24 protein-coding genes and 1 pseudogene are annotated in these 25,454 nt (G+C 67.8%); 12 read left to right on the top strand and 13 right to left on the bottom strand.

Features of this window, described 5'->3' with window-relative positions:
* The 4 genes and pseudogenes from JHD82_RS17630 to JHD82_RS17645 form a co-directional block, all read right to left on the bottom strand.
* Window positions 1-872 (bottom strand): annotated as a pseudogene (locus JHD82_RS17630) (apolipoprotein N-acyltransferase); the annotation flags it as partial.
* 73 nt (window positions 873-945) lie between these two features.
* Window positions 946-1,827 carry an HlyC/CorC family transporter gene (locus JHD82_RS17635; protein ID WP_013804259.1) on the bottom strand — a complete coding sequence of 294 codons (882 nt, stop codon included), beginning with the start codon at window positions 1,825-1,827 and terminating at the stop codon, window positions 946-948.
* Between the two features lie 106 nt (window positions 1,828-1,933).
* Complete coding sequence (locus tag JHD82_RS17640; protein WP_013804260.1) at window positions 1,934-2,659, bottom strand: GNAT family N-acetyltransferase; 726 nt, start codon at window positions 2,657-2,659, stop codon at window positions 1,934-1,936.
* A 138-nt stretch (window positions 2,660-2,797) separates the two neighbouring features.
* Window positions 2,798-3,280 carry an Lrp/AsnC family transcriptional regulator gene (locus JHD82_RS17645; RefSeq protein ID WP_012203199.1) on the bottom strand — a complete coding sequence of 161 codons (483 nt, stop codon included), beginning with the start codon at window positions 3,278-3,280 and terminating at the stop codon, window positions 2,798-2,800.
* 375 nt (window positions 3,281-3,655) lie between these two features.
* Here JHD82_RS17645 and JHD82_RS17650 point away from each other — a divergent pair, with 375 nt between their 5' ends.
* A complete protein-coding gene (locus tag JHD82_RS17650) occupies window positions 3,656-4,738 on the top strand; it encodes a tripartite tricarboxylate transporter substrate binding protein (RefSeq protein ID WP_199137832.1) in 1,083 nt (360 codons plus the stop codon).
* 64 nt (window positions 4,739-4,802) lie between these two features.
* A complete protein-coding gene (gene phhA / locus JHD82_RS17655) occupies window positions 4,803-5,699 on the top strand; it encodes a phenylalanine 4-monooxygenase (RefSeq protein WP_063327318.1) in 897 nt (298 codons plus the stop codon).
* Here phhA and JHD82_RS17660 read toward each other — a convergent pair.
* Window positions 5,648-6,646, bottom strand: coding sequence for a triacylglycerol lipase (locus JHD82_RS17660; RefSeq protein ID WP_199137834.1), 999 nt, complete (start codon window positions 6,644-6,646; stop codon window positions 5,648-5,650). The two genes, phhA and JHD82_RS17660, sit on opposite strands and share 52 nt — an antisense overlap.
* A gap of 170 nt (window positions 6,647-6,816) precedes the next feature.
* Between JHD82_RS17660 and JHD82_RS17665 the strand changes: the two genes are divergently transcribed.
* Window positions 6,817-8,517: an AMP-binding protein gene (locus JHD82_RS17665; protein WP_199137836.1), complete on the top strand. Its 1,701-nt coding sequence runs from the start codon at window positions 6,817-6,819 to the stop codon at window positions 8,515-8,517.
* Between the two features lie 85 nt (window positions 8,518-8,602).
* Complete coding sequence (locus JHD82_RS17670; RefSeq protein WP_199137838.1) at window positions 8,603-9,580, top strand: MBL fold metallo-hydrolase; 978 nt, start codon at window positions 8,603-8,605, stop codon at window positions 9,578-9,580.
* 149 nt (window positions 9,581-9,729) lie between these two features.
* Here JHD82_RS17670 and JHD82_RS17675 read toward each other — a convergent pair whose 3' ends face one another.
* A complete protein-coding gene (locus JHD82_RS17675; protein ID WP_012203193.1) occupies window positions 9,730-10,293 on the bottom strand; it encodes a DUF4124 domain-containing protein in 564 nt (187 codons plus the stop codon).
* Window positions 10,294-10,400: 107 nt separating this feature from the next.
* Window positions 10,401-12,380 carry a lytic transglycosylase domain-containing protein gene (locus JHD82_RS17680; RefSeq protein ID WP_199137840.1) on the bottom strand — a complete coding sequence of 660 codons (1,980 nt, stop codon included), beginning with the start codon at window positions 12,378-12,380 and terminating at the stop codon, window positions 10,401-10,403.
* 15 nt (window positions 12,381-12,395) lie between these two features.
* Between JHD82_RS17680 and JHD82_RS17685 the strand changes: the two genes are divergently transcribed.
* Window positions 12,396-12,968, top strand: a complete 573-nt coding sequence (locus JHD82_RS17685; protein WP_012203191.1) for a 5-formyltetrahydrofolate cyclo-ligase — start codon at window positions 12,396-12,398, stop codon at window positions 12,966-12,968.
* A gap of 127 nt (window positions 12,969-13,095) precedes the next feature.
* On the opposite strand, the gene queC is transcribed toward JHD82_RS17685, so the two are convergent.
* Window positions 13,096-13,845, bottom strand: coding sequence for a 7-cyano-7-deazaguanine synthase QueC (gene queC, locus JHD82_RS17690; RefSeq protein ID WP_170962089.1), 750 nt, complete (start codon window positions 13,843-13,845; stop codon window positions 13,096-13,098).
* Window positions 13,846-13,942: 97 nt separating this feature from the next.
* Between queC and JHD82_RS17695 the strand changes: the two genes are divergently transcribed.
* The gene (locus tag JHD82_RS17695) at window positions 13,943-14,632 is read left to right on the top strand and encodes a glutathione S-transferase family protein (protein WP_199137842.1); all 690 of its coding nucleotides are present in this window, start codon (window positions 13,943-13,945) and stop codon (window positions 14,630-14,632) included.
* A 10-nt stretch (window positions 14,633-14,642) separates the two neighbouring features.
* Here JHD82_RS17695 and JHD82_RS17700 read toward each other — a convergent pair whose 3' ends face one another.
* The gene (locus JHD82_RS17700; protein WP_199137844.1) at window positions 14,643-16,184 is read right to left on the bottom strand and encodes a M20/M25/M40 family metallo-hydrolase; all 1,542 of its coding nucleotides are present in this window, start codon (window positions 16,182-16,184) and stop codon (window positions 14,643-14,645) included.
* Between the two features lie 93 nt (window positions 16,185-16,277).
* On the opposite strand from JHD82_RS17700, the gene JHD82_RS17705 reads away from it, so the two are divergent.
* Window positions 16,278-17,531, top strand: a complete 1,254-nt coding sequence (locus JHD82_RS17705) for a multifunctional CCA addition/repair protein (protein WP_012203187.1) — start codon at window positions 16,278-16,280, stop codon at window positions 17,529-17,531.
* Window positions 17,532-17,556: 25 nt separating this feature from the next.
* On the opposite strand, the gene JHD82_RS17710 is transcribed toward JHD82_RS17705, so the two are convergent.
* Window positions 17,557-19,509: a sensor histidine kinase gene (locus tag JHD82_RS17710; RefSeq protein ID WP_199137846.1), complete on the bottom strand. Its 1,953-nt coding sequence runs from the start codon at window positions 19,507-19,509 to the stop codon at window positions 17,557-17,559.
* A gap of 68 nt (window positions 19,510-19,577) precedes the next feature.
* On the opposite strand from JHD82_RS17710, the gene JHD82_RS17715 reads away from it, so the two are divergent.
* The gene (locus JHD82_RS17715; RefSeq protein ID WP_199137848.1) at window positions 19,578-20,261 is read left to right on the top strand and encodes a response regulator transcription factor; all 684 of its coding nucleotides are present in this window, start codon (window positions 19,578-19,580) and stop codon (window positions 20,259-20,261) included.
* A 43-nt stretch (window positions 20,262-20,304) separates the two neighbouring features.
* Here the strand turns inward: JHD82_RS17715 and trxC are convergent, their stop codons facing one another.
* Window positions 20,305-20,739, bottom strand: coding sequence for a thioredoxin TrxC (gene trxC, locus JHD82_RS17720; RefSeq protein WP_012203184.1), 435 nt, complete (start codon window positions 20,737-20,739; stop codon window positions 20,305-20,307).
* Between the two features lie 74 nt (window positions 20,740-20,813).
* Window positions 20,814-21,008: a DUF2905 domain-containing protein gene (locus tag JHD82_RS17725; protein WP_012203183.1), complete on the bottom strand. Its 195-nt coding sequence runs from the start codon at window positions 21,006-21,008 to the stop codon at window positions 20,814-20,816.
* 145 nt (window positions 21,009-21,153) lie between these two features.
* Between JHD82_RS17725 and JHD82_RS17730 the strand changes: the two genes are divergently transcribed.
* On the top strand, window positions 21,154-22,050 hold the full coding sequence (locus JHD82_RS17730; protein WP_199137850.1) for a hypothetical protein: 897 nt from the start codon (window positions 21,154-21,156) through the stop codon (window positions 22,048-22,050).
* 27 nt (window positions 22,051-22,077) lie between these two features.
* Here JHD82_RS17730 and JHD82_RS17735 read toward each other — a convergent pair whose 3' ends face one another.
* Window positions 22,078-23,091 (bottom strand): class I SAM-dependent methyltransferase, encoded by a 1,014-nt coding sequence (locus JHD82_RS17735; protein ID WP_012203181.1) that lies wholly within the window; start codon window positions 23,089-23,091, stop codon window positions 22,078-22,080.
* A gap of 116 nt (window positions 23,092-23,207) precedes the next feature.
* Here JHD82_RS17735 and JHD82_RS17740 point away from each other — a divergent pair, with 116 nt between their 5' ends.
* From JHD82_RS17740 to ttcA, 3 genes are read left to right on the top strand one after another with little or no spacing between them, the layout of a single operon-like run.
* A complete protein-coding gene (locus JHD82_RS17740) occupies window positions 23,208-23,993 on the top strand; it encodes an SDR family oxidoreductase (protein WP_012203180.1) in 786 nt (261 codons plus the stop codon).
* A gap of 40 nt (window positions 23,994-24,033) precedes the next feature.
* A complete protein-coding gene (locus tag JHD82_RS17745) occupies window positions 24,034-24,405 on the top strand; it encodes a dihydroneopterin aldolase (protein ID WP_013804281.1) in 372 nt (123 codons plus the stop codon).
* Window positions 24,399-25,397 (top strand): tRNA 2-thiocytidine(32) synthetase TtcA, encoded by a 999-nt coding sequence (gene ttcA, locus JHD82_RS17750; protein ID WP_199137852.1) that lies wholly within the window; start codon window positions 24,399-24,401, stop codon window positions 25,395-25,397. Before JHD82_RS17745 ends, ttcA begins: the two co-directional genes overlap by 7 nt.
* Window positions 25,398-25,454 lie beyond the last annotated feature (57 nt).

Raw genomic sequence — 25,454 nt, forward strand, 5'->3', positions numbered from 1 at the left:
AGCTCGCGCCCGTACCAGCCCAGCGCCAGCGGAATGCCGCTGCCGGCCTCGAACTTCTCATCCTGCGGGATATTGCCCTGCAGCAAGGCCACGCTCAGCGCCGGCCGTTCGGCCGACGGTGCATTGATGGCGGCATCGCGAAGCCACCACAGCCCACCCCAGACCAGGACCAGTGCCGCTGCAGTGGCCACCAGGCGGACGGGCCGGAGACGCTGTCTGTCCAGCAAGGCAGCCAGCCCATACGACAGCCCATATGCCAGCCAGGCCGCCACGGCCCCCGTGCCATAGACGCCAATCCAGCGCGGCAGCACGGACAAGGGGCCTTCCACATGGGCATAACCGCCCGCGCCCCAGGGAAAGCCGGTCCACAGCCAGCCACGCGCCAGCTCGGCCAGCAGCCAGACGGCGGAAAACAGCAGCGCGCCACCCGCCACACCAGCAGGGCGCAGCCTTTGCCAACCCCAGGCGGCCACCGCGTAGTAGCTGCCCAGAAACGCCGCAAGCGCCAGCACGGCGGCAACGGCCAGCGGCGCAGGCAGGCCGCCATAGACATGCATGGAGATGAACAGCCACCAGAAGGTGGCCACCAGCCAGGCCGTGGCGAAGAGCATGGCACGCCCTGCCGCCTGGGCCGGACGCTGCGCCGTCTGCAGGGCGCGCGCCAGCACGGCCAGCGACAGAATCTGCAGCCACCACAGCGGGCGGCCATAGCCGCCGATGAGGCTCAGCGGCCCGTCACCTTGCCCGCGCGCCCAGGGCCAGGCCAGTGACAGGGCCTGCGCTGCACCAGCCACAAGCAGCAGCACCCCATGGACCAACCGGCCCATGCGCCGGTCATCTTGCGAGAAAGCGGAAGAACTGGACAGGGGCATCGGCCGGTTGTGCGCAAAAAGAGGTAGGTCTCGGGTGAGAGAGGTCCAGCCAAGGGCAGGTTCAGGCGCAGCCTCAGCTGCGCAGCAGGCTGTCGGCGGCGGGATCACGCACCACCTTGAACCAGCGCACGGCGCCGCCCTTGGTGTGCAGCACGGTGAATTCCAGGCCCGCCAGATGGATCTGCTCGCCGCGCTTGGGCACATGGCCCATTTCGTGGGCGATCAGGCCGCCGATGGTGTCGAACTCATCGTCGGGATCGCGGGCATGCAGGGCGACCTCGAAGGTCTCGTTCACATGCTCGATGGTGGTATCGCCCGCCACGCGGTAGCTGTTGTCGGCCAGGGCGAAGATGTCGCCCTCGTCCTCGGGAATGTCGAACTCGTCCTCGATCTCGCCGACGATTTCCTCCAGCACGTCCTCGATGGTCACAAGGCCCGCCACGCGGCCGAACTCGTCGATGACCACGGCGAGGTGGTTGCGGTTGCCCCGGAATTCACGCAGCAGATCGTTCAGGCCCTTGCTCTCCGGCACGAAGGCGGCGGGGCGCAGCAGGGCGCGGATGTTCAGGTCCGGCGAACGCTGCAGCTTGAGCAGATCCTTGGCTAGCAGGATGCCGATGATGTTCTCGCGCTCGCCCTGGTAGACCGGGAAGCGCGAATGGGCCGTGGTGATGACCTGGTGCAGCAATTCATCGAACGGCGCGTCGATGTTGACCAGGTCCATGCGAGGGGCTGCGACCATGACGTCGCCGGCCGTCATGTCGGCCATGCGGATCACGCGTTCGAGCATGACGCGCGACTCGGGGCCGATGACCTGATTGTCCTCGGCGTCGGCCAGGGTCTCGATCAGCTCGTCGGGAGAGTCGGGGGCCGGGTGAATGAACTCGGCCACCTTTTGCAGGAAGCTTCGCTTGCTTTCCTTCTCGGAAGAGCGCGCAGGATGGGGGTCGGACACTGTCTTGGAGTGCAGGACGTGCGGTAGTGAAACAAGCTGCAAGGATAGCGGATTGCTCCGTCACCCCTGCATGCGCTGCGCCAAATCCCCTTGCGGCGTTTTGCGCTTATTCGCCAGCCTGGTGGCGGCCATCCTGCACGCCACGGCGGATTTCCTGCACGTCGGCCAGGAAATCCCAGAACTGCTTGGCCTGCTTCTTGAACTGGTAGTCCACCTCGCCGATGTGCTCGGTCATCAGAGACGCCATGTGCGTGTCGATGCCGGCGGGCGGCAGTTGCAGGTAGGCCTCGGATTCGGAGCCATCGCGCTTGATGGTGGCGCCGGCCTTGCGCGCAATCCTCAGCATGGCCGTGTTCTCCGACAGCGCATGGATGAACATCATGGACACGCCCTTGGTGCGTGCATGGATCACGGCGCGGTTGAACAGGCGCCCGCCATAGCCACGGCCACGTGCCTGCTTGAGCACGGAGACGCCGAATTCGGCGCAGCTCTTGTGCTCGGGATGCGAGGCAAAGGCCAGGTGCGCCATGGCGATCAGCTCGAGCCGGCGGTTGTAGATGCCGAAGATGTCATCGCGCTCGAAGTCGAGCTGCATGGCATAGCGGCGGACCTGCTCGTCGCTGGCGGCATAGCCGAAGCGCAGGTAGCGGTCGCCTTCATCGAGCTTGAGCAAATGCGCCACCACGCGCTCGCGGTGGGACGGGCCCAGCGAACGAATGGGCACCATGGACGCGGAGCGCCCATCGGGACGGTGCGGCTGGCCTGCGCTCGCACGCAACATGTCCCGGCCGGCCTGCCAGGACGCCTTCAACCAGTCTTTGGATGCATTCATGGCTCAAATATAGGTAAAAACCCGATGTCGAGCAACGGAGATATTGCAATGCAACAAAACCGTAAGGTTTTGGCATGCAAACCAATTTTCCCTCCCTGCACCTCTCGACGGCCAGGCCCCCTGTCCGAGCCTTCGTGGCTACAGAGGCACCGCCGTGGTCACCTTCACCCGGTCCATCACGAAGCTGGTCTTGCAGTCCTGCACGCTGGGGTGCTTGAGCAAGGTGTCCATGACGAAGCGCGTGTAGTGCTGCATATCGGCCACGACCACGCGCATCAGGTAGTCCATTTCGCCGGTCAGTGACACGCATTCCACCACCTCGGGCCAAGTCTGCACGCTGGCGCGGAACACGTCCATGGGGTTGCGCTTGCTGGTCTCGGTGTACTTTTCCAGGCGCACGTTGAGATAGGCGGTCAGCCCCAGGCCCACCGTCTCGGGCTGGACCAGGGCCACGTAGCGATCGATCACACCGCCGTCTTCCAGGCGCTTGACCCGGCGCAGCACGGCGCTGGGAGACAGGCCGACCTGCTCCCCGATGACGTCATAGGTTTCCCGGCCGTTGGCCTGCAGGCGGCGCAAAATGGCCCGATCCAGTTTGTCGATGTTGTGCGTGGCGCTCATGGCGGTGGACTCGTAAATAAGTACGGATTTCTTCAGGGTTAACCCGAGTTAACCAGTTAAATTGCGATAAACGAAAGAATTCCGCAATTTTCATGCATTTCGCATTTTCCCTCCACGGGCAAACGGCAAAAAGCTGAAGCCCCTCCCGCCTACAGTGACAGCACCGATCGAGAAGACGCAGGCGCCGGCCATGGCGCCCGTCCGACTGTCCTGCATTGAACTGGCCGGAGATCCCCATGAATGCCCCGCTGAACCAGGCTGCCGCCCAGGCCTGCGCGCAAACAGTCAAGCGCCAACGGGACATGCATCGTCCACGCCTTCCGGCCTGCCCACGCTGCCTATACTGCGGGGATCGCCTCCATTTCGCTTCACGCCATGACGCCCCGCCACGACGCCAACCGCGCCATGTCACGCCATGCCCGTGCGCCTGCGCCAGCCGGCCCGCAGCCGTCGGCCCGGTTGGCGCGGCGCAGCCTGCTGGCAGCACTGGCCGCCCTGCCCTGGGTGCCTGCGGCGGCGCAGGCCCAGCAGCCCTCCGCCGCCCAGCCGCGCGATGCGAAGCCCGACTCCCTGACCCTGATCGTTCCCTATGCGGCCGGCGGCCCGCTGGACCGCACGGCACGGCCGCTGGTCGAGGCCAGCACCGCGAAGCTGGGAGCCATCCAGATCCTCTATGTGCCGGGCGACGGCGGCGCCAAGGGCTCCAACATGGTCGCCCAGGCCACCGCCCAGGACCGCTTGCTGCTGATGGGCGCGGCCGCCACCCATGCCGTGCTGCCCTGGCTGCAGCCCCAGCTGGGCTACGACCCGCTGCGCGACTTCCAGCCGCTGGTGCTGGTGGCGCGCATGCCCAATGTGCTGGTCATGCGCAGCGATCTGGCACGCCAGTGGCGCATACGCACGCCGCTGGACCTGCAGCGCTTTCTTGCCAAGCACCGCCAGCCGCTGCGCTATGCCTCGGGCGGGCCGGGCAGCAGCGGCCACCTGTCGGGCGAGATGTACCAGATGCTCACGCGGCTGCCGCTGCTGCACCTGCCCTTCGGCGGCACGCAGCCGGCACTGTCGGCCCTGCTCGACGGCTCGGCCGACCTGCTGTTCGACAGCCTGGCGTCTTCGCTGCCGCATATCCGCGCAGGGCGGCTGCAGGCCCTGGCCGTGACCACGCTGGAGCGCGCGCCCCTGCTGCCCGAGGTGCCCAGCCTCAACGACACGGTGCAGGGCTTCAACATGGCCAACTGGTTCGGCCTGTTTGCACCGGCCAGCTGGCCCGCGGAACAGGCGCAGCGCCATGCCGCCGCGTTCTCGCAGGCCATGCGCAGCCGCCCGGTGCAGGACACCCTGTCCGCCATGGGCGTGCTGCCCGAAGAACTGCAACTGCAGGAGTTCGCGCGCTTTGTGCGCTCCGAGCACAGCAAATACGGCCTGCTGGTACAGGCCGCCCGAATCCGCCAGCTCTGAGCCGCGCAGGTGCCTTGCCTGCCCCCGGCCCGGGGCGGCAATGACAAGATCCTTGGAGAGCACCATGATGAGCACCGCAGCGACCCCCACCTCGTCCCACGCCCCCGCCCACGCCCCCGGTGTGGCACCCGTGGTCTACGGCCAGGCCGACCGCCCCCCGCGCGGCGACTACAGCCGCGCCAGCGACGACTACACCTGCGCGCAGGACTACGACGCCTACACCGAGGCCGACCACGACACCTACCGGCGCCTGTACGAACGCCAGTCCGCCCTGCTGCCGGGCCTGGCAAGCCAGCACTTCATCGACGCCCTGCCCTCGCTGGGCGCCAAGGACCGCATTCCGCGCTTCGAGGAAGTCAACGAGCGCCTGCGCCGCGCCACGGGCTGGGAGATCGTCGGCGTGCCCGGGCTGATTCCCGAGGTGCCCTTCTTCTCGCTGCTGGCCAACCGCAAATTCCCGGTCACGGACTGGATCCGCAAGCCCGAGGAGTTCGAGTACATCGTCGAGCCCGATGTCTTCCACGACCTCTTCGGCCATGTGCCGCTGCTGTTCAACCCCGTCATCGCCGACTACATCCAGGCCTACGGCCAGGGCGGGCTCAAAGCGGCCGAGTTGGGCGCCTGCGAGATGCTGTCGCGCCTGTACTGGTACACCATCGAATTCGGCCTGATCCGCGAGCAGGGCGGCCTGCGCGCCTATGGCGCGGGCATTCTCAGTTCATCGGGCGAACTCAACTACTCGGTGCGCAGCCCCGAGCCGCAGCGCCTGCCGCTGTCGCTGGAGCGCGCCATGCGCACGCTCTACAAGATCGACAGCTACCAGCACACCTACTTCGTGATCGACGACCTGCAGCAGCTGTTCGACCTCACGGCCGCCGATTTCGAGCCGCTGTACCGCCAGCTGCGCGATCAGCCCACCGTCGCGGCAGATGCGCTGCTGCCGGGCGAGGTCGCTCTGTAGGAATCGGCGCTGCAGGAACCTGCAGCCTCAAGCCGCTCGCGCAGCGCCAGGCAAAAGCGCCAGACGCGCTCGTCGAACACCAGCTGCACGTGGGCCACATCGTCCAGGCGGTGCGCATCCTGCCCCGGCAGCGTGGCCACGGGCGATGGAAAGACGATGTTGTCGCAGCAGCTCCACCAGCAGCTGAAGGGCACGTCCGACGGCGGCGGCCCCAGGCGCTGCAGCCAGGCGCTGTCCGTGCGCATCTGCAGCGCCGGCAGGCCATGGGCGAAGCGCGCCATCCAGGTGCCACGGTGCGGCGTGGCCAGCGTCACCACATGGGCCGCCAGTTGCGGGCGCTCCTGCGCCGACAGTTGCCCCAGCCAGGCCCGCACCACCAGGCCACCCATGCTGTGCGCCACGATCAGCGGCGCGCGCCCCGTGGCCTGGGCCATGCGGCGCGCGCAGGCATCAAGGTCGGCCACCATGGCGTCGATGGATGCGCCATGCGCCGGCTCCAGCGTCATGGCCGCGCAGGCAATGCCGCCGTCCTTGAGCCGCCGCAGCCAGGGCGCCCAGACCGCGCGGTTGCAGAAGAATCCGTGGACCAGCACCACACCCACCTGACCGATCACACCCACTTGGCCGGTGGTGCCGCCGTCAGGCCAGCCATCGGCCTCGGCACGGGCGCGAAACGGCAGCCGCCAGCCAAACACCTGCACGGCCAACCGCCACTCGGCCAGCCAGGCCGCCGCCACCGCGCGCCATGACGGCACGGGCGCGCCCGCCTTGTGCACCACGCGGCGCATCAGCAGCATCTGCAGGCCCAGGTGCAGGCCCGGCCAGCACAGGCCCAGCAGCGCCCCCGCCAGCGCCAGCCCGGGTGAACGCGGCCACCACCATGCCAGCCAGGCCGCGGCGCCCGCCAGCGTGCCCAGCGCCACCATTTGCAGAATGCGTGCGTTCACGGCAGCCCGTCCCCAATGAAAAAAGAAGCCAACGTAGCACAGGCCCTAGGACAACCCCGTGTAGACCGCAAAGCACCCGCCTGACCAGAATCGGCCGCAGCGGTGGCCGGCCGGCCGGCGCCTGCAACTTCGCTGTCCCCCTGTCTTCCCAGCAACCCAAGGTACCCTGCATGGACGCTGCGCCCTGGCTCAAGAACTATCCCGCCGATGTGCCTCATGAGGTGCATCCCGAGCAATACCGCTCGCTCACACACCTGCTGGAGGAGGCCTTCACCCAGCATGCGGACCTGCCCTTTTCGGTCTGCATGGATCGCTGGATGAGCTACCGCGAGCTGGACCAGCTGTCCACCCGCCTGGGCGCCTGGCTGCAGGGACTGGGCCTGGAGCCCGATGCGCGCGTGGCCATCATGCTGCCCAATGTGCCGCAGTTCGCCGTGAGCATGGCGGCCGTGCTGCGCGCCGGCTACACCTGCGTCAACGTCAATCCGCTGTACACCCCGCGCGAGCTGGAGCACCAGCTCAAGGACTCGGGCGCCACGGCCATCATCATCCTGGAGAACTTCGCCCACACCCTGGCCGACGTGATCGAGCGCAGTGCCATCCGCCATGTCTGCGTCACGGCCATGGGCGATCTGCTGGGCGGCATGTACGGCAGCTGGATCACCTTCGCCGTGCGCCACCTGGCCAAGATGGTGCCGGCCTACAGCCTGCCGCTGGACGGCGCGGGCGGCACGGTGCGCGAGGTCACGACCTTTTCCCAGGCGCTGGCGCGCGGCGCCCAGAAAGAGCTGCGGCCCAGCCAGGCGGGGCTGGATTCGGTGGCCTTTCTGCAGTACACGGGCGGCACCACAGGCCTGTCCAAGGGCGCCGTGCTCACCCACCGCTGCATCGTGGCCGCCACGCTGCAGGCCCATGCCTGGTTCACGCCCGCGCTGCATGGCCGCGTGAAGGCCCAGGACACGCACATCATCGCGGCGCTGCCGCTGTACCACATCTTCGCGCTCACGGTGAGCCTGTTTGCCGTGCGCATGGGCGCCAGCCTGAGCCTGATCCCCAATCCGCGCGACATCCCCAAGTTCGTCAAGGTGCTGCAAAAACGGCCCTTCCACATCCTGCCGGCCGTCAACACCCTGTTCAACGCCCTGCTCAACAACGCCCAGTTCCGCGAGCTGGACTTCTCGCAACTGCGCGTCTCCCAAGCCGGGGGCATGGCCGCCAGCGAGGGCACGGCGCGCCAGTGGCAGCAGGTCACGGGCAGCGTGATGATCGAAGGCTGGGGCATGAGCGAGACCTGCGCCATCGGCACCAACAACCCCGTCATCACCACCTCCTTCAGCGGCACCATCGGCCTGCCGCTGCCGGGCATCTCCATCGCCATCAAGGACGACGAAGGCCGCGACCTGCCCATGGGAGAGGCCGGCGAGCTGTGCATCAAGGGCCCCAACGTCATGCGCGGCTACTACAACCAGCCGGACGAAACCGCCAAGGCCTTCACGGCCGACGGCTACATGCGCACCGGCGACATCGGCGTGATGGACCAGGAGGGCTTCACCCGCATCATCGACCGCAAGAAGGACATGATGGTGGTCAGCGGCTTCAACGTCTATCCGAACGAGCTGGAGAACGTGATCTCCATGTGCCCCGGCGTGCTCGAATGCGCAGCCGTGGGCGTGGCCGACGAGCGCCAGGGCGAGGCCATCAAGGTCTACGTGGTGCGCAGCGACCCGGCACTGACCGAGGACCAGGTCATGCGCTTTTGCCATGACCAGCTCACCGGCTACAAGCGCCCGCGCACGGTGGAGTTCCGCGACGAACTGCCCAAGACCAACGTAGGCAAGATCCTCAGGCGCGCCCTGCGCGATCCCGCCTGAAACCCGCACGGCCGCAGCTGTAGCCCGCGCGTCAGCCGTGGCTGCCTGCGGCTGTTAGCCTTGGGCAAAAACCGCCCACCTCCTCATGACAACCTCCGCCCCAACCAGCGACAGCGCCGCGCTGCCCCCCGGCATGACCGTGCTGGAGCGCGGCTGGCTGTCGGCCAACAACATCGTCTTCGCCGCCGATGCCGATGCCGATGTCCCTGTAGACGACCCGCAGGACGACGGCGCTGCCGTGGTCGATACCGGCTACGTCAGCCATGCCGGGCAGACCGTGCTGCTGGTCGAGCAGACGCTGGCCGGCCAACCGCTGTCACGCATCCTCAACACCCATCTGCACAGCGATCACTGCGGCGGCAATGCTGCCTTGCAGGCGCACTGGCCGCAGGCCAGAACCTACGCCGCACCGGGCCAGGCCGCCTTCGTGCGCGACTGGAACCCCGCTGCACTGAGCTACACGCCCACCGGCCAGGAATGCCCGCAATTTGCGCTGACCGGCGTGCTGCAGCCCGGCACCAGCGTGCGGCTGTCGGGGCGCGACTGGCAGATCCATGCCGCGCCCGGGCACGATCCGCACTCCATCATCCTGTTCGAGCCCGCCAGCCGCACCCTGATCTCGGCCGACGCGCTCTGGGAAAACGGCTTCGGCGTGGTCTTCCCCGAGATCGAGGGCCTGAGCGCCTTCGACGAGGTGGCAGCCACGCTCGACGTGATCGAAGGCTTGGCACCGCTGACCATCGTCCCCGGCCACGGTGGCGTTTTCACGGGCGTCGCCGCCGCGCTGGACACGGCGCGCCGCCGCCTGGACGGCTTTGTGCGCGCCCCCGAGCGCCACGCGCTCTACGCGGCCAAGGTGCTGCTCAAGTACCGGCTGCTGGACTGGCAGCGCATACGCACCACCGATCTGCTGGCCTGGCTGGCCGCCACGCCCTACTTCGGCACACTGCACGCAGGCTATTTTTCTGACCAGCCCCCTGACGATTGGGGCCGTGCGCTGGTGGACATGCTCGTGCACTCTGGAGCGGCGCAGCGTGAGGGCGAGTGGCTGGTGAATGCCTGAAGGCTTGAATGCCTGAAGGCCTGAACGCGGGCGCACCTGCAAATGCGTCCGGACAGCGCCATCACGGCCCATTTCCCGCAGAACAAGGCCCGCGGCCCTGACTCAGCACATGGGCACGCTGGCGTCTGTATGGGTTGCCGACGCCAGGCTCAGGGCTTGTGCTTTTCCGCGCAGCCGATCAGGTGGTTGTAGCTGCTGGACATGCACTGGTACATGGCCTTGGAGCGGCCCGTGGCGGCCTGGCAGTCGGCCACCGTGGCATGGGTGCGCGCCTCGCGAAACTTGCCGGCGGTTGCATCGAACTGCGCCTGGGTGATGTAGCCGCCCTTGACGTTCTTCTGCCCGTTCTCGACCATGGTGTCCACCTGGCTGCGGATGTTGTCCACGGCGGCGGCGCAGTTCAGCGGCACCTCCTTGGAGTCGACCTTGCTCAGGCCCTTGGCCACGCCGTCCGCCATCTCGCGCACCTGCTTGGGCAGCTTCTTCGTGCCGTCGGGATTGCGCTCTTCGCCAAACCGGCCCGAGCCTGCGCCCGAGCTGCCATTGGGCGATACCTTGATCTGGCCGGCATCGGCCTGGTCGGTGGGCAGCTGCGATCCGTAATGCGTGCGCCCTTCCGCGTCCACCCATTTGTAGACCGGCTGCGCTGCCGCCGTGCACGCCCATGCAAGACCCAGCGCGGCCCAGGCCGCGCGGCTCCATGTTGTTGTCATTGTTGAAACCCCTGCGGTATCCGGGCCGCGGCATGCGGCCCGCCTGTCGGTAACCAAGTGTAGCAACGCCAGGCGACGCTGCACCCCGCAGGAATGTCAAGTGCGGCTCAGGGCAGGTCCTTGCTGGGGTCGGGCGTGGCTGCATCGCGGGGGCCGATGGTGCCCAGGCGGCTCTTGAGCGACTGGGGCTGGCCCGTGATGAGCGCCGCGTAGTTGGTGGTGTTGGACAGCACCTTCTTCACGTAGTCGCGCGTCTCGGTGAAGGGCACGTTCTCGGCCCAGATGGCGGCGTCGAGCACCGGGCCGTTGCGCCAGTTGCGCGGGCGGCCGGGACCGGCGTTGTAGCCGGCCGCAGCCAGCGCCATGGAACCGTCGAAATCGTCCAGCGCCAACTTCAGATAGGCGGTGCCGATGGTGATGTTCACCTCGCGGTCATTGATCATGGACGGGGAAAAGTCCGTCATGCCGATCTTGCGCGCCGTCCAGCGGGCCGTGGCCGGCATGACCTGCATCAGGCCCGAGGCGCCCACGCCCGAGCGGGCGTCCATGATGAAGCGGCTTTCCTGGCGGATCAGGCCATAGACGTAGGCCGGGTCCAGGCCGATGGAGCGCGAGCGCGCCAGCACCGTGTCGTGGAAGGGCATGGGAAAGCGCTGGCTCCAGTCGGCAAAGCTGCGGGTGCGCTCGCTGGTGTTGATGCAGCGGTCCCAGACCTGCTGCTGGCAGGCCAGGTCGGCGGCGGCCAGCAGTTCGCGGTCGCTCATGCCGCCGGCCTGGTGCAGGTTGGTGGCGTAGTTCCATTCGCGCACGCCTTCGCTGCGCAGGCCGTTCTGGATGGCGTAGAGACCGCGCACCAGGCTGGGGTTGGCGCGGGCGGCAGCCTTTTCGGGCGCCGTGGGCGGCGCCGGCTGGGGGGGCGCCGTCACGCGCTGGCCGATGTCCTCCAGCGCCAATTGCTCGTAGAAGCTGCCGGGGCCGGCCATGTCCTCCAGCAACTGGCGCGCCTCGGAGCGTTCCTGCTCGCTCGGTCGGCCGGACAGCAGGGCGCGCGCCTTCCAGTAGGTCCATGTGTGCTCGGTGCGCTCGGGACCCATGGCGTCGATGGCGCGGCGCACCGTGCGCCAGTCGCCGGCGCGCAGCGCGGCACGCACCTTCCAGCCCAGCAGTTCATCGCTGAGGTCGCCGTCCTTGCGCACCTTGCCGAAATAGGTCGCCGCCTCGGGCTGCAGCTTGAGCGCGGCCTGCTTGCCGATCACGCCCCAGGCCCAGTTGTTCTCCTCGGCCGTCAACCGGGCACCCCAGCCGCCTTCGAGCTGGGTGGCCGCCGCCGCCGGGTCGCTGGAGGCCATGCGGATCAGCGCCAGCAGCGCCAGTTCCTTGGGCACGGCACCGCGCACGCGCGTCTGCCCGGCCAGGTACTTGGCGGGCGAGGCAAAGACCTGCGCCACCTGGGGCAAGGCCTCGAGCGCGACGATGGCCACGGCATCGCGCGTGGCCTTCTGGCGATTGGCCTCGGCCGCCTGGCGCGCCTTGCGCCAGACTTCGGGTTCGCTGATCTGCTTGGCCGCGTACAGCTCGCCGGCGGCGTAGGTGCAGCCGTCGTCGGCGTCGCGCTGGGCCCACCACAGGTCGCGCACCTGCTGGCCCAGGTTGGCAGCAGGCTGGCCCTTGATGCTGTCGATCAGCAGGGCGTAGCAGCTGACGGAGCGGTCATCGCGCATGCGAAACGCACCATGCACCTGGTCGAACATGCCCCAGTCGCGGCGCTGCCCCAGCAGCAGCAGCCAGTCGTTGCGCAGCCGGTCTTCCTGGTAGGTGCCGGGCCAGCGCTTGAAAAACCCCAGAATCTCATCGGCACTGGCTTCATCCAGCCGGGCCTTGAGTTCCCAGTACGCGGCCCAAGGTTCGAGCACATGGCCACGCGCAGAAGGCAGCAGCTGCGTGAGCTTGGCCTTGTCGCCTTTGCGGAAGGCCTGCTGCATTTCCAGCAAGACATCGTCGCCACGGTTTTGCGCCAGCGCAGGCGTGGCTGCGGTGGTCCAGAGGGAAGCCGCCAAAAGCGGTGTCAAAATCTTCAGCCAGTGCATGGAGGAAATTATCTGATGGACAAAGCAGCCCTGCGCCGCAGCTTGATAGACCAGCGCCTCAATCTTCCCGACCGACTGCAGCGCGCCGACGCGCTGCAACAGGTCATGCGCTTTTGGCTGATACAGCGGCCCGACACCGTGATCGGCGCCTATTGGCCGATCAAGGGAGAGTTCGATCCGCTGCCCGCGCTTCACCGCTGGAAGGAAGATGGCGAGCTACAGGGTACCCCACAAAGGCGCCGAATCGGACTGCCGGTGATTGACAAGCAGCGTAAGACACTCAGCTTTCACGCCTGGTACCCGGGCTGTCCCATGGAAGAGGATGCCTACGGCATTCCCAAGCCCAAGGACACCGAAACCCTGACCCCCACCCTGCTGTTCGTGCCCTGCGTGGGCTACGCGGCCGGCGGCTACCGCCTGGGCTATGGCGGGGGTTTCTACGACCGCACCCTGGCCGAACTGCAGCCCAAGCCCTTCACCGTGGGCCTGGGCTACGGCTGCGGCTATGTGGACGAGTTCGAGCCCGAGCCGCATGACCTGCCGCTGGACGCCATCCTGAATGACCATGGAGTCGTCTGGCCGGTGTAGAACAGGCACCCCCTGAGGCGCTGCGCGCCTTCCCCCTCTCTGCCCGCTTCGCGGGGGAGGGGGACGACACCCTCACTGCGGGGCGGCCCTTGCTTTTGGCCGCGCCGGTTTTTAGCGCTGTGCTTCTTTAGTTTGCTGTCTCGCGCTGCGCCTGCCACTGATGCCAGCCGCGGGCTCGCAGGTCGCAGGCGGGGCAGGTGCCGCAGCCGTAGCCCCAGTCGTGCAGCGTCTCGCGCGTGCCCTGGTAGCAGGTGTGGGTGTCGCGCTGGATGAGGTCCACCAGGGTGTCGCCGCCCAGGTCGTGGGCCATTTGCCAGGTTTGGGCCTTGTCTATCCACATCAGGGGCGTTTCGATGCGCAGGCGCCGCTCCAGGCCCAGGTTCAGGGCGAGCTGCATGGCCTTCATGGTGTCGTCTCGGCAGTCGGGGTAGCCGGAGTAGTCGGTCTCGCAGACGCCGGTGACGATCACGGACAGGCCGCGCCGGTAGGCCAGCGCGCCGGCCAGGGTCAGGAACAGCAGGTTGCGCCCGGGAACGAAGGTGTTGGGCAGGCCGTCGGCCTGCATGGCGAAGGCCACGTCCTCGGTCAGGGAGGAGCCGCCGATCTGTTGCAGCACGTCCAGCGAGAGGACATGGTCATCGCCCAGGCGCGGAGCCCATTGGGGAAAGTCCCTGGCCAGCCGCTCGCGCACCTGCTGGCGCACCTGCATTTCCACGCTGTGGCGCTGGCCGTAGTCAAAACCCAGGGTCTCGACGCGCTCGTACAGTGACAGTGCCTGCGCCAGGCAGGTGGTCGAATCCTGGCCGCCGGAAAACAGGACCAGCGCAGCCGTGTGGCGCGCCGCTGGCGCCTGGGGAGAAGAGCTATCGTTTTGCATGGCACGCATTAGAGCGCGCCCAGGCAGCGCCCGGCTCCTACATGGGTTTTCCTGCCATGCTTGCTAAGCTGTAGGGCCTATCGCGGAGGTTGCGGCCATGCTCACGCTCTATATCGGCAACAAGAATTATTCGTCCTGGTCCATGCGCCCCTGGGTGCTGATGCGCCAGGCCGGCATCGCTTTTGAAGAGGTCATGCTGCGCTTTGACAGCTTCGAGGAGCAGTCCGCCTTCAAGCAGCGCGCCCGCGCGCTCTCGCCATCGGGCCGGGTGCCCGTGCTCATGGATGAAGGCATGGCCATCTGGGACAGCCTGGCCATCTGCGAGTACCTGGCCGAGAAATTCCCTGAAAAGCACCTGTGGCCCACGCTGGCGCTGAACCGCGCCCGCGCGCGCAGCCTCTGCGCCGAGATGCACAGCGGCTTCGGCGCCCTGCGCTCGCTGTGCCCGATGAACATCGAGGCCCAACTGCCCGAGGTCGGCGCGCGGCTATGGGCAGAGAACGCCGCACTGCGCGACGATGTGCAGCACCTGTCCGAGCTGTGGCAACCGCTGCTGTCCACGGCCAGCGGCCCCATGCTGTACGACCAGTTCAGCATCGTCGATGCCTTCTTCGCCCCCGTGTGCATGCGCCTGGCGACCTATGAGCTGCCCGTGGCACCGGCCATCGACGCCTATGTGCGCCGCGTGCGCGCCCTGCCGGGCGTGCAGGACTGGGTGCAGGGCGCACTGGCCGAGCATGATTTCCGGCCGTTCGAGGAGCCGTACCGCACGGCTGCGGCGGGCTGAGTGCCGCCTGTCAGAACGGCTCGGCCAGCAGATGCACCAGGCTGTGCACGCCATCGAAGTAGTTGCCCAGGCGCATGTTCTCGTCAAAGCTGTGCTGGTTGTTGTCGGCATTGACCAGGGGCACGATGACGAAGGGAATCTTCAGCGCCTGCACGGCCGCGCCCGTGGGCACGGTGCCGCCCATCATGCGGATCTGCACCGGGTCGCTGTCCCAGGCCTTGTTCATTCCCTTGCGCAGCCACTGGCCGACAGGGGCGTCCAGCGGTGTGCGAACGGCAGAGCCGGAGGCTGATACACCGCCCAGCTTGAGGGTGGCGAGCTTGGGGTGGCTGGCACGCTGCTCGGCCGTGGGCGGGCCATCGACCAGATGGAAGCCCTGGGCCTCGATATGGGTGCGCAACAGTTTCTCCAGCCGCTGGGGAGGCGTCTCGGGCACGGTGCGCATGTCGATCTCGGCCACGGCCACGGAGGGCACGACGGTACGCGCCTTGCTGCCCACCTCGGCGCTTTGCAGGCCGCGCACGTTCAGCGAGGGGTACTGCATGGACTCCTGGTAGTTGCGTCCCACGGTCTCGGCCTTCGCAATCCCCAGGCGCTTGCGCAGCGCCCCCTCGTCGTCGGGCACGGCCTGCATCACCTCGCGTGCCTGCGCATCGAACTCGATGCCGTCGTAGTAGCCCTGGATCAGCACCTTGCCGTCATCGCCCTTCATGCTGGCCAGCAGGCGCGCCAGGGTCTGGGCCGGATTGGCCGCGTAGTTGCCGTAGTGGCCGCTGTGCAGTTCCTGGCTGGCGCCATAGACAGTGAGCGTGGCCTGGGCAATGCCCCGGTTGCCGAACACCAGGGTGGGCCGGTTGCTGGCGTGCATGGGACCGTCGAGCACCACCATGGCATCGGACTTCAGCGCACCCAGGTTCTCGCCGATCACGCGGCCCAGCGTGGGAGAGCCCTTTTCCTCTTCGGAATCCAGCAGCACCTTGATGTCCACGCCCGGCTGCTTGCCCTGGGCCTTGAGCGCATCCAGCGCCGCCAGCAGCATGACGATGGGCGCCTTGTCGTCCGAGGACGAGCGCGCAAACACGCGCCACTGCGGATCGGGCTGCTCGCCATACAGCTGCTCCAGCGGCAGCGCGGCCCAGCAGCCATCCGGCTGGCGCTGCTTGAGCGTGGCCTGCCAGGGGCTGGCCTGCTGCCACTCCTCGGGCTTGACGGCCTGGCCGTCAAGGTGGGCGTAGAACAGCACGGTCTTGCGCCCGGGCCCAGCCGACGGCAGCGTGGCCATGAGCATGGGCTTGTCGCCATTGGCCAGTTGCCGCACCTCGAAGCCCCGCCGCTCGAAGGCCTTGGCAAACCAGGCCACGTTCTTCTGGATATCGGCCGGCACATTGGCGTCGTTGGGCAGGGCCAGCACCTCGACCCATTCATGCAGGCTGGCACGGGCCGCCTGCCGGGTGGTGTCGGCCAGCGGTGCGGCGCTGGCTGCGGACAGCAGGCCGGCAGCCGCCAGGCCCAGGATCAGGACGGGAACACGCGGTCGAAAGGACCAAGCCATGGTTTGTCTCCAAATGGAAAATGGGCATGCGGCGCCCCTCGGCGCCCGGCGCAGCCCGCCATCATGTCACCGCCCAGGCCGTACCATTGCGGGATGAGCGAATTTCAGGTGTACATGGTGGGCGGCGCGGTGCGCGACCGCCTTCTGGGGCGGGCCGTGCATGACCGCGACTGGGTCGTGGTCGGCGCCACGCCCGAGCAGATGGCCGAGCGCGGCTTCATGCCCGTGGGGCGGGACTTTCCCGTCTTCCTGCACCCCGAAACCCACGAGGAGTACGCCCTGGCGCGCACCGAGCGCAAAAGCGGGCCGGGCTACCGCGGTTTCGTCGTCCAGGCGGCGCCCGACGTCACGCTGGAGCAGGACCTGGCCCGGCGCGACCTGACCATCAACGCCATGGCCGCCCCGCCGGACTGGGATGGCAAAGGCGCCATCGACGACCCCTACGGCGGCCAGGCCGACCTGCAGGCCCGGGTGCTGCGCCATGTGACCGACGCCTTTCGCGAAGACCCGGTGCGCATCCTGCGCGTGGCGCGCTTTGCGGCGCGGTTCCACGAATTCACGGTGGCACCGGAAACCATGGCCCTGATGCAAGAGATGGTGGCCGCCGGCGAGGTGGATGCCCTGGTGCCCGAACGCGTCTGGCAGGAGATCAGCCGGGGCCTGATGGAGCGCCAGCCCTCACGCATGTTCGAGCTGTTGCGCGAATGCGGTGCGCTGGCCGTGCTGCTGCCCGAGCTGGAGCGCCTGTGGGGCGTGCCCCAGCGCGCCGAATACCACCCCGAGGTCGATACCGGCGTGCACGCCATGATGGTGCTGGACATGGCCGCGCAGCTGGACACCCCGCTGCCCGTGCGCTATGCCTGCCTGGTGCACGACCTGGGCAAGGGCACGACCCCGGCCGATGTGCTGCCGCGCCACATAGGCCACGAGCACCGCAGCGCCCGCCTGGCCGAAAAGGTTGGCGAGCGGCTGCGCGTGCCCACCGACTGCCGCGAACTGGGCGACGTGGTGGCGCGCGAGCACGGCAACATCCACCGCAGCGGCGAGCTCAACGGCGCCGCCATCGTGCGCCTGCTGGAGCGCTGCGACGCCATCCGCAAGCCCGCGCGCTTCGAGCAGGCCCTTGCGGCCTGTGAATGCGATGCGCGGGGGCGCCTGGGTTTCGAGGACCGACCCTACCCCCAGCGCGCGCGCCTGCGCGATGCGCTGGCTGCCGCGCTGTCCATCTCCACCTCGGACATCGCGGCCCAGGCCGCCGCGCGCGGCAAACAGGGCAAGGCCATAGGCGAAGCCGTGCAGGCAGCACGCGCGCAGGCCGTGGCCGATTGGCTGGCGCAGGCGGCCTGAGCGCAAGGGCCGCCACACACGGGAATCAGGCTCCCGCCACGGGCAGGACCAGTCGCAGGCACACGGGCTGCTCGCCCCCTGCCGTCAACAAGGCCACGCTGCCGCCCAGCCGCTCGGCGATGCGCCGCACCAGGTACAGCCCCAGCCCGGCGCCGGGCCGGTGCTGGGCGTTGCGGCCACGGTAATACCTTTCGAACAACTGGTCCTGGTCCGCCTGGGCAATGGGCTCGGAGGCGTTCGAGACCTGGATCTCCAGACCCTCGCCCTGCCTGGTCACGTCCAGGCGGACCGATTCGCCCTCGGGCGTGTGGCGGTCTGCATTGGCCAGCAGATTGCGCAGCGCGATGCGCAGCAGGCCGGCATCGGTGATCAATTGCTGCGTGCCCCCGCCCAGGTGGCAGACGATGCGGCCGGGCGCAAAGTCCAGGCACAAGCCATCCACCAGCGCATGCAGGTCGCAGGGCTGCAGGCGGGGCTCGGCATGGGGCTGGGGGTCGGCCATGCGGTCGTCGGCCAGGCAGTCGTCCACCAGGGCCAGCAGGCGCTGGGCGGCTTCGCGGATGTTGCGGCTGCGTGCCAGCGTCTTGTCGGGCGGTGCCGCCAGATTGCGCGCCAGTTGCTGCGCACTGGTCAGGATGATGGCCAGCGGTGTGCGCAGTTCGTGCGAGACCATGGCGACAAAGTCGCGCTGCTCCTGGCGAACCCTGCGCTCCAGCACCAGCGCCTCGCTGAGTTCACTCTCGCGCAACTGGCGCTGCACAAGCTCGGCCTCCAGCAGCACCTGCTCCCGCTCTCGAACGCGGCGCCTGTGCTCGTATCCGCCGATGATCCAGCCGCTGAGCAGCAGCATGTGCGCCATGGTGCCCAGCGCGGACGCATGCGTGGACACCAGCGCGGTCAGCGCGTTCATGGGCAGCCAGCCCAGGTTGCGCAGAAAAGAGATCAGCACGCCGGCATAGAAGATGCCGAACGCCAGCATGAAGAACCGCGCCGGGGCATGGCCGCGCCGCCACAGCCAAAGGGCGAACGCGAGAAAGCCCAGGGTCAGCGGCAGGGTCATGGCCTGCACCGGGATCATGCCCGCCGAGTAGTGCCCCGACACCACCAGCAGCATGCAGCACAGGCTGAACAGCCACAGCAGCGGCACGATCTGGCGCACCAGCCGCGGATACAGCGACGCCAGGTCCAGCTGCCTGCAGGCCAGTTGCATGGAGATCGCCAGGGCGGCGGCAATGCCGCATCCCAGCAGGCGGTCGCTCCAGAACCCGGGCAGGCCCGTCAGTTGCTGCACCAGCCCCAGCGATACCACCTCATTGAGCACGCAGACGCTGAGATAGGCCAGGAACAGGCCGCTCAAGGGGGCCCGCGTGCCCAGCCAGAACACCAACTGCACGCCGATCAACAGCAGGTACAACCCGAAATACAGGCCGAACGACAGGGCCTCACGCCGCGTGTGGTTGTCGAACGCCAGTCGCTGCCACAGATCGATGCGGGTGACGAGCGCGTTGCGCGCGCGCAGGCGCACCAGCAACTCGTAAGACCCGGCGACAGGGGGCTCGAACTGGAATGCCGGACTGCGGTAGTCCACCGGCCAGGCGTGGCGCGGCACTTCTTCGCCGCTGCGCCCCAGCAGCTGCCAGGGGCCACCGGATCTGCGCACGTGGACCTCCACCTCGTCCAGCAGGGCATTACCCAGCAGCAGCATCCAGCTGCCGGGCTGCTCCACCTGCAGCGGCATGCGCAGCCAGACCGCCGCCTGCGTGAAGCTGGCGTTCAGGTGACCGGGCAGCGGCTGCCATCCGGGGGCGGCGTCGGCCTGCCCGGCGTCGAGCAAGCCAGCGGCGTCATCGAGCCGCTGCCACTGACCGGCGGTCTCCAGCATGGGCACATAGGGGTTCAGCAGGAGCGCCTGGGCCTGGGTCAGCAGCGGACACAGCAGCCAGGCCAGCAGCAGGAGGGTTGCACGGTAATATCGCATCGGAGGTCCACCACAGGGCCGCCAGCGTACACCAGCCTCCCGGCCTCGCCGCTCAGCCCCCTTCCCCCATGCTTGATGTGATCCTGCTCGAAGACGAGCCCGTGCTGCGCCATGAACTGGGTGAATTCCTGGAGGGCCTGGGCTACGCGCCGCAATGCGTTGCCAGCCTGCAGGAGTTCGACCGCCACTTCGACGCGCGGCGCCACCGCCTGGCCATCATCGACATCGGCCTGCCCGATGGCAGCGGCCTGGCCCTGATCCAGCGCCTGCGCCAGCAGGGTCAGCAACTGGGCATCATCGTGTTCAGCGCGCACAACACCAGCACCAACCGCATCGACGGCCTGGAAAACGGAGCCGACCACTATCTGGGCAAAGGCTGTGATCTGGACGAGCTGGAGGCCACGCTGGCCGCGCTGGTGCGCCGCCTGGGCCTGCAGCAGCGCCAGGCGCGCTGGCTGTTGCAGCTGGGTCCGAGCCGCCTGCTGCCCCCATCGGCCCCGCCGGTCGCGCTCTCCCAGCAGGACCTGCTGGTGCTGCAGTGCCTCATGGGCCAGGCAGGCACCGAGGTGAGCCGCCGAAAGATCGTGCAGGCCCTGGGCGGCGACTATCTGGTCTACGACCAGCGCCGCCTGGACACCCAGATGCGCAGGCTGCGCCGCAAGGTGGAGGAGGCCAGCGGCCAGCAACTACCCGTCAAGACGCTGCGCAACAGCGGCTATTGCTTCTACCAGCCGGGCGAAGTGCAGGCCTGAGGGCGGGCCTGAAGGCGCCCGGCCTTGGGGACCCGCAGAGAAATCAGACGACCGAACGCACCCAGCGCACGATCTCGCCGGCCGGCAAAGCGCCGGAGACACGGGCGATCTCGCGCCCTTCCTTGAACACCACCATGGTCGGGATGCTGCGGATGTTCCAGGGCGCGGCAGCCTGGGGATGGGCTTCGGTATCGAGCTTGGCCAGTTGCACGCCGGGCGCCAGCGCCTGCGCCGCCTGCTCGAAGGCCGGCGCCATCATGCGGCAGGGGCCGCACCAGGGTGCCCAGAAGTCCACCACCACCGGCGCCTGGCTGCGCCCCACATGCCTGGCAAAGCTTTGCGCATCCAGCGCCACGGGCTGGCCGGTGACCAGCGGCTGGTGGCAGCTGCCGCAGTCAGGCGCGCTGCCGAGCTGGTCGGCCGCAATGCGGTTGGTGGTGTGGCAATGGGGGCAGACGAAATGCAGCTTGTCGGACATGGGCGGCCTCTTGTTCGGAAGTCATGGGGCAATGCCTGCATATACGGGCGGCGCGCCCGTGCTTCAAGCCATGCTCAGACCAGCTTGGCGATCAGGGCGGCAATCACGCTGAGCAACACGGTGCTGGCAATGGGCAGAAAAATCACGCGGCCGAACAGACGAAAGCGGAAGTCGCCCGGCAGGCGGCCCAGGCCTATGCGCTCCAGCCAGGCGTGCAGGCCATTGAACAGCAGCAGGGCCAGGAAGATGACAAGGAGCCAGCGGATCATGGCGCCGAGTGTACGGCGGCGGCGCGTCATGGGCGGGACACATGGGCGTCCTACATTGGGAAAGTCCCGTGGCGGGAGGCTTCGGGACCATTCGCGACAAGCCCCCTTCTTCCATGGCTCCATGCCGCAACAAGACAACCCCACCATGCAACACACATCCAGGCGCCTTCTTCTCGCCATCCTGCCTGCCGCCCTGCTGGCGGCCTGCGCCAGCGCTCCGGCCCCCACCACGGCAGCCGCGGCGTCGGGCGCCATCGACAACAGCGCCCTGCAGCGCAGCGATTTCCGCGCCCACCAGACCACCTATGGCCTGGTCTACCGCCTGCCGGCCGATGCCACGGCCATCATGGACAGCCAGGTCACGCCCGTGGTGCACGAGCAGTTGCTGCGCCTGAAGCTGGTGGCCGAGGCCAACACCTTCAACCTGCCCCATGTCACCGTGGTGCATATCCACAGCGCCGACCCGACCACACCGCGCAAGATGCTGGCCGCCCTGCCGGCATTGCCGCCCGTGCTGCAGGACGTGCACCTGAAGAATTTCTACACCACCGAGGCCGCCAAGGGCGCCGGCAAGCCGTGGTGGCTGGACCTGGGCATCGTCAAGTCCGGCCCGGCCTACGAGGCCATGATGGACTTCAACACCCGCGCCACCGCCGCCATGGCACCGCTGCGCGACGGCCCGCTGCCGCGCGTGACGGGGCCCGTCTATGCCCGCATGAACGATTCGGCCAAGGCCATGGTGCAAAGCGTGGGCGTCAGCGGCATCAACCAGGTGCAGGCCGGCAAGGAGGTGCGCAGCCACAACCCGCACAACACCCTGGTCTACAGCGAAGCCACCTTCACGCCCGAGATCGAGCGCGCCATGGGCGAGACCGCCGCGCGCCTGAACCGCATCCTGCCCGGCGGCTTCACGACCACGTTCGAGAACCTGTCCATCGTGGAGCTGGGTTTCTCGGGCAACGTCACGCGCGAGATCTACCGCATCAACCTCAAGGACCAGACGGCCTACGAGGTGAGCAACGGCCGCAGCGTCCAGCGCTGAGGCCCGGGGCGGAGCTCTGGCCGGTGGCTACAGGCGGTGCGTGCGGTCGCCGCGCACAAAGCCCATGGCGTCCCAGGGCTCCACGCCCTTGGCCAGGCCGATGACCTTGAACAGCTCGCCCATCTCGTGCTCCATCATCAGCTTGGTGGCCATGGCGCGCGGGCCCTGGGCCAGGGCGTCCAGCTTGGGTCCCAGGCCGCAGTTGATGAGGAAGTGGGCCTGAGAGGTATAGCCCAGCACCTCGAAGCCCGCCTCCTGCGCGGCCACGGCCGTGCCCGTGAAGTTCACGTGGGCCGTGATGTCCTTGAGGCCGACCTCGGCCAGCGGGTCGTCGTCCACCTTGTGCAGGCGGTGGCAGACCAGGGTGCCCATGTGGCGCTGCGGGTGGAAGTACTCGGACTCGCCGAAGCCGTAGTCGATGAAGAAGGCAGCGCCCCGCGCCATGCGCTCGCCCAGCGTGCGGATGAAGGCCTCGCCCTGCAGATGGATCTCGGTCAGGTAGTCGTGTTCGCCCTCGATCTCCATGGGCGGGCGCAGCTGCGTGGGCCGGTCTTCCCAGCCCAGGCTGCCGTCCGGCTGCAGCACCACGCCGCGCTCGTGCCAGACACCTGCCTTGCGCACCAGCAGTTGCACGGGCATGGCATCCAGCACCTCGTTGCCGATGACCACGCCTTCGAGCCGCTCGGGCAGGGCATCGGCCCAGTGCACCAGTCCTTCGTACTTCACCAGCCTGAGCTGCTGGCGCGCACGCAGCGTGCCCGACAGATCGACGATGGTGTAGCGGTCCGGCCGCACGCCCAGGGCGGCCAGCTCGTCCAGCACCTGCAGCGCCAGCGCGCCCGTGCCGGCACCAAACTCCCAGACTTCGCGGGTATGCGTGCGCTGCAGCGCCTCGGCCACCTGGGCGGCCAGCAGCTGGCCGAAGACCGGGGACATCTCGGGCGCGGTCACGAAATCGCTGCCCGACGATGGCATCAGCCCGAACTTGGCGGTGTCATTGGCGTAGTAGCCCAAGCCAGGCTCGTACAGCGCCAGGGCCATGAAACGGTCGAAAGCCAGCCAGCCTCCAGAGGACGCAATCTCTTGCGCAACACGGGATTGCAGGGCGGCCGTTAAAATTGAGGGTTCTGTCGTCACGATCCGTACATTGTCCTCGAATGTCCACACCTGCCCGAACACGCACCGTTTTGGTGACCGGCGCGGCCCGCCGCCTGGGGCGCGACATCGCGCTCGCGCTTGCCAGCGCCGGCTGGCAAGTGGCCGTGCACTACCGCGACTCGCACGACGAGGCGCTGGAGACGGCCGCCGCCTGCGCTGAACTGGCCGGCGACAGCGCCGCCCTGGATGCCGATTTCTTCAACGAGGATTCGGTGCGCTCCCTGGTGCCGCGCGCCGTGGCGCACTTCGGCCACCTGGATGCCGTGGTCAACAACGCCTCGCTGTTCGAGCATGACGATGCAGGCAGCTTCAGCTACGTGGCCCTGGAAGCCCACCTGCGCAGCAACACCGGCGCGCCCATCCTGCTGGCCCAGGCGCTGCATGCCCATATCGAGGACCGCGTGGCGGCCGGCGAGGAGCATGCCAGCGGTGCCGTGATCAACATGCTGGACCAGAAGCTCTGGAACCAGAACCCCGATTTCCTCAGCTACACGCTGTCCAAGGCGGCTCTCGAGGCCGCCGGCACCATGCTGGCGCTGGCGCTGGCACCGCGCGTGCGCGTCGTCGGCGTGGCCCCGGGCCTGACGCTGACCAGCCACATGCTGAGCCAGGAGCGCTTCGAGTCGCTGCACCGCCTCAGCCCGCTGGGCCGCTCGTCCAGCGCGGCCGACGTGGCCGCCACCGTGTGCTTTGCGCTGGACAACCAGTCCATCACCGGCACCACCTTGCTGGTCGATGGCGGCCAGCACCTGCAGCGCTTCGAGCGCGACTTTTCCATGATGTAGGCGCCTGCGCGCGCCACCCAAACACTCCACGGCTTTTCCCATGCACTCCGCCACCGGACAACAGATCCTGACGCTCACGGGTTTGCGCTTCGACGCCAACCTGGGCATCCTCGCCCACGAAAAACAGATGCCCCAGCCCATCCAGGTCGATGCCGAGCTGAGCCTGGGCACCCAACCGCTGGCGCCGCGCGACGACGACATCCTGCATGTGCTGGACTACCGCAAGGTGCGCCAGATCATCATCGATGAATGCACGGCCGAGCATGTGAACCTGCTGGAGAGCCTGATCGGCAAGCTGGCCCAGCGCCTGATGCAGCTGCCCGGCGTGCTGGGCGTGCGCGTGAAAATCGCCAAGCTGGAAATCTTTGAAGACTGCGAAGTGGCCATTCGCATCGAAACCGGACAATGGTGAACCCCATGAATGCAGTGACCGACAACCCCTGGCTGGCCGAAGAAGCCGCCCCCGAAACCGCCGCCGCCGATGCGGATGCGGATGCCCAAGCCAATACCGCGAACGGCAACCGCATCAAGATCGAGCGCGAGCAGGTCAAGCTGGAAAAGCGCCTGTGCCGCGAGGTGGGCCGCGCCATCACCGACTTCAACATGATCGAGGAAGGCGACAAGATCATGGTCTGCATGTCGGGCGGCAAGGACAGCTACACGATGCTGGACGTGCTGCGCAAGCTGCAAAAGCGCGCGCCCGTCAAATTCGAGCTGGTGGCGGTGAACCTCGACCAGAAGCAGCCCGGTTTTCCCGACCATGTGCTGCCCGAGTACTTCAAGAGCATCGGCGTGGACTACCACATCGAAACGCAGGACACCTACAGCGTGGTCAAGCGCGTGGTGCCCGAGGGCAAGACCACCTGCGGCCTGTGCTCGCGCCTGCGCCGCGCCATCCTGTACAAGGTGGCCGACGAGCTGGGCTGCACCAAGGTGGCCCTGGGCCACCACCGCGACGACATCGTGCAGACGCTGATGCTCAACATGTTCTACGGCGGCCGCATGAAGGGCATGCCCCCGAAGCTGGTCTCGGACGACGGCAAGCATGTGGTGATCCGCCCGCTGTGCTACGTGCCCGAGAAGGACACCGTCCGCTGGGCCCAGTACCAGAACTTCCCCATCATCCCCTGCAACCTCTGCGGCAGCCAGGACGGCCTGCAGCGCGTGGCCGTGGGCGAGCTGCTGCGCGAATGGGACAAGAAATTCCCGGGCCGCGTGGAAAGCATGTTCCGCGCCATGGGCCACATCGTGACCACGCACATGATGGATCCCGAGCTGCACGACTTCAAGAACGCCAAGGCCACCGGCATTGCCGACCCCAACGGCGACATGGCCTTCGACCATGAAGAGATGCCCGTCTCCGCATCACTGCCCGGCCTGCAGGTGGTACAACTGTCGTCCTGACGGCTGAACCTATAACAATCGCCCCACTCCAACCAAGGCCCGTGCAAACGGGCCTTT

The sequence above is a fragment of the Delftia sp. ASV31 genome, from assembly GCF_016428765.1.
Classification (GTDB): Bacteria; Pseudomonadota; Gammaproteobacteria; order Burkholderiales; family Burkholderiaceae_C; genus Comamonas; species Comamonas acidovorans.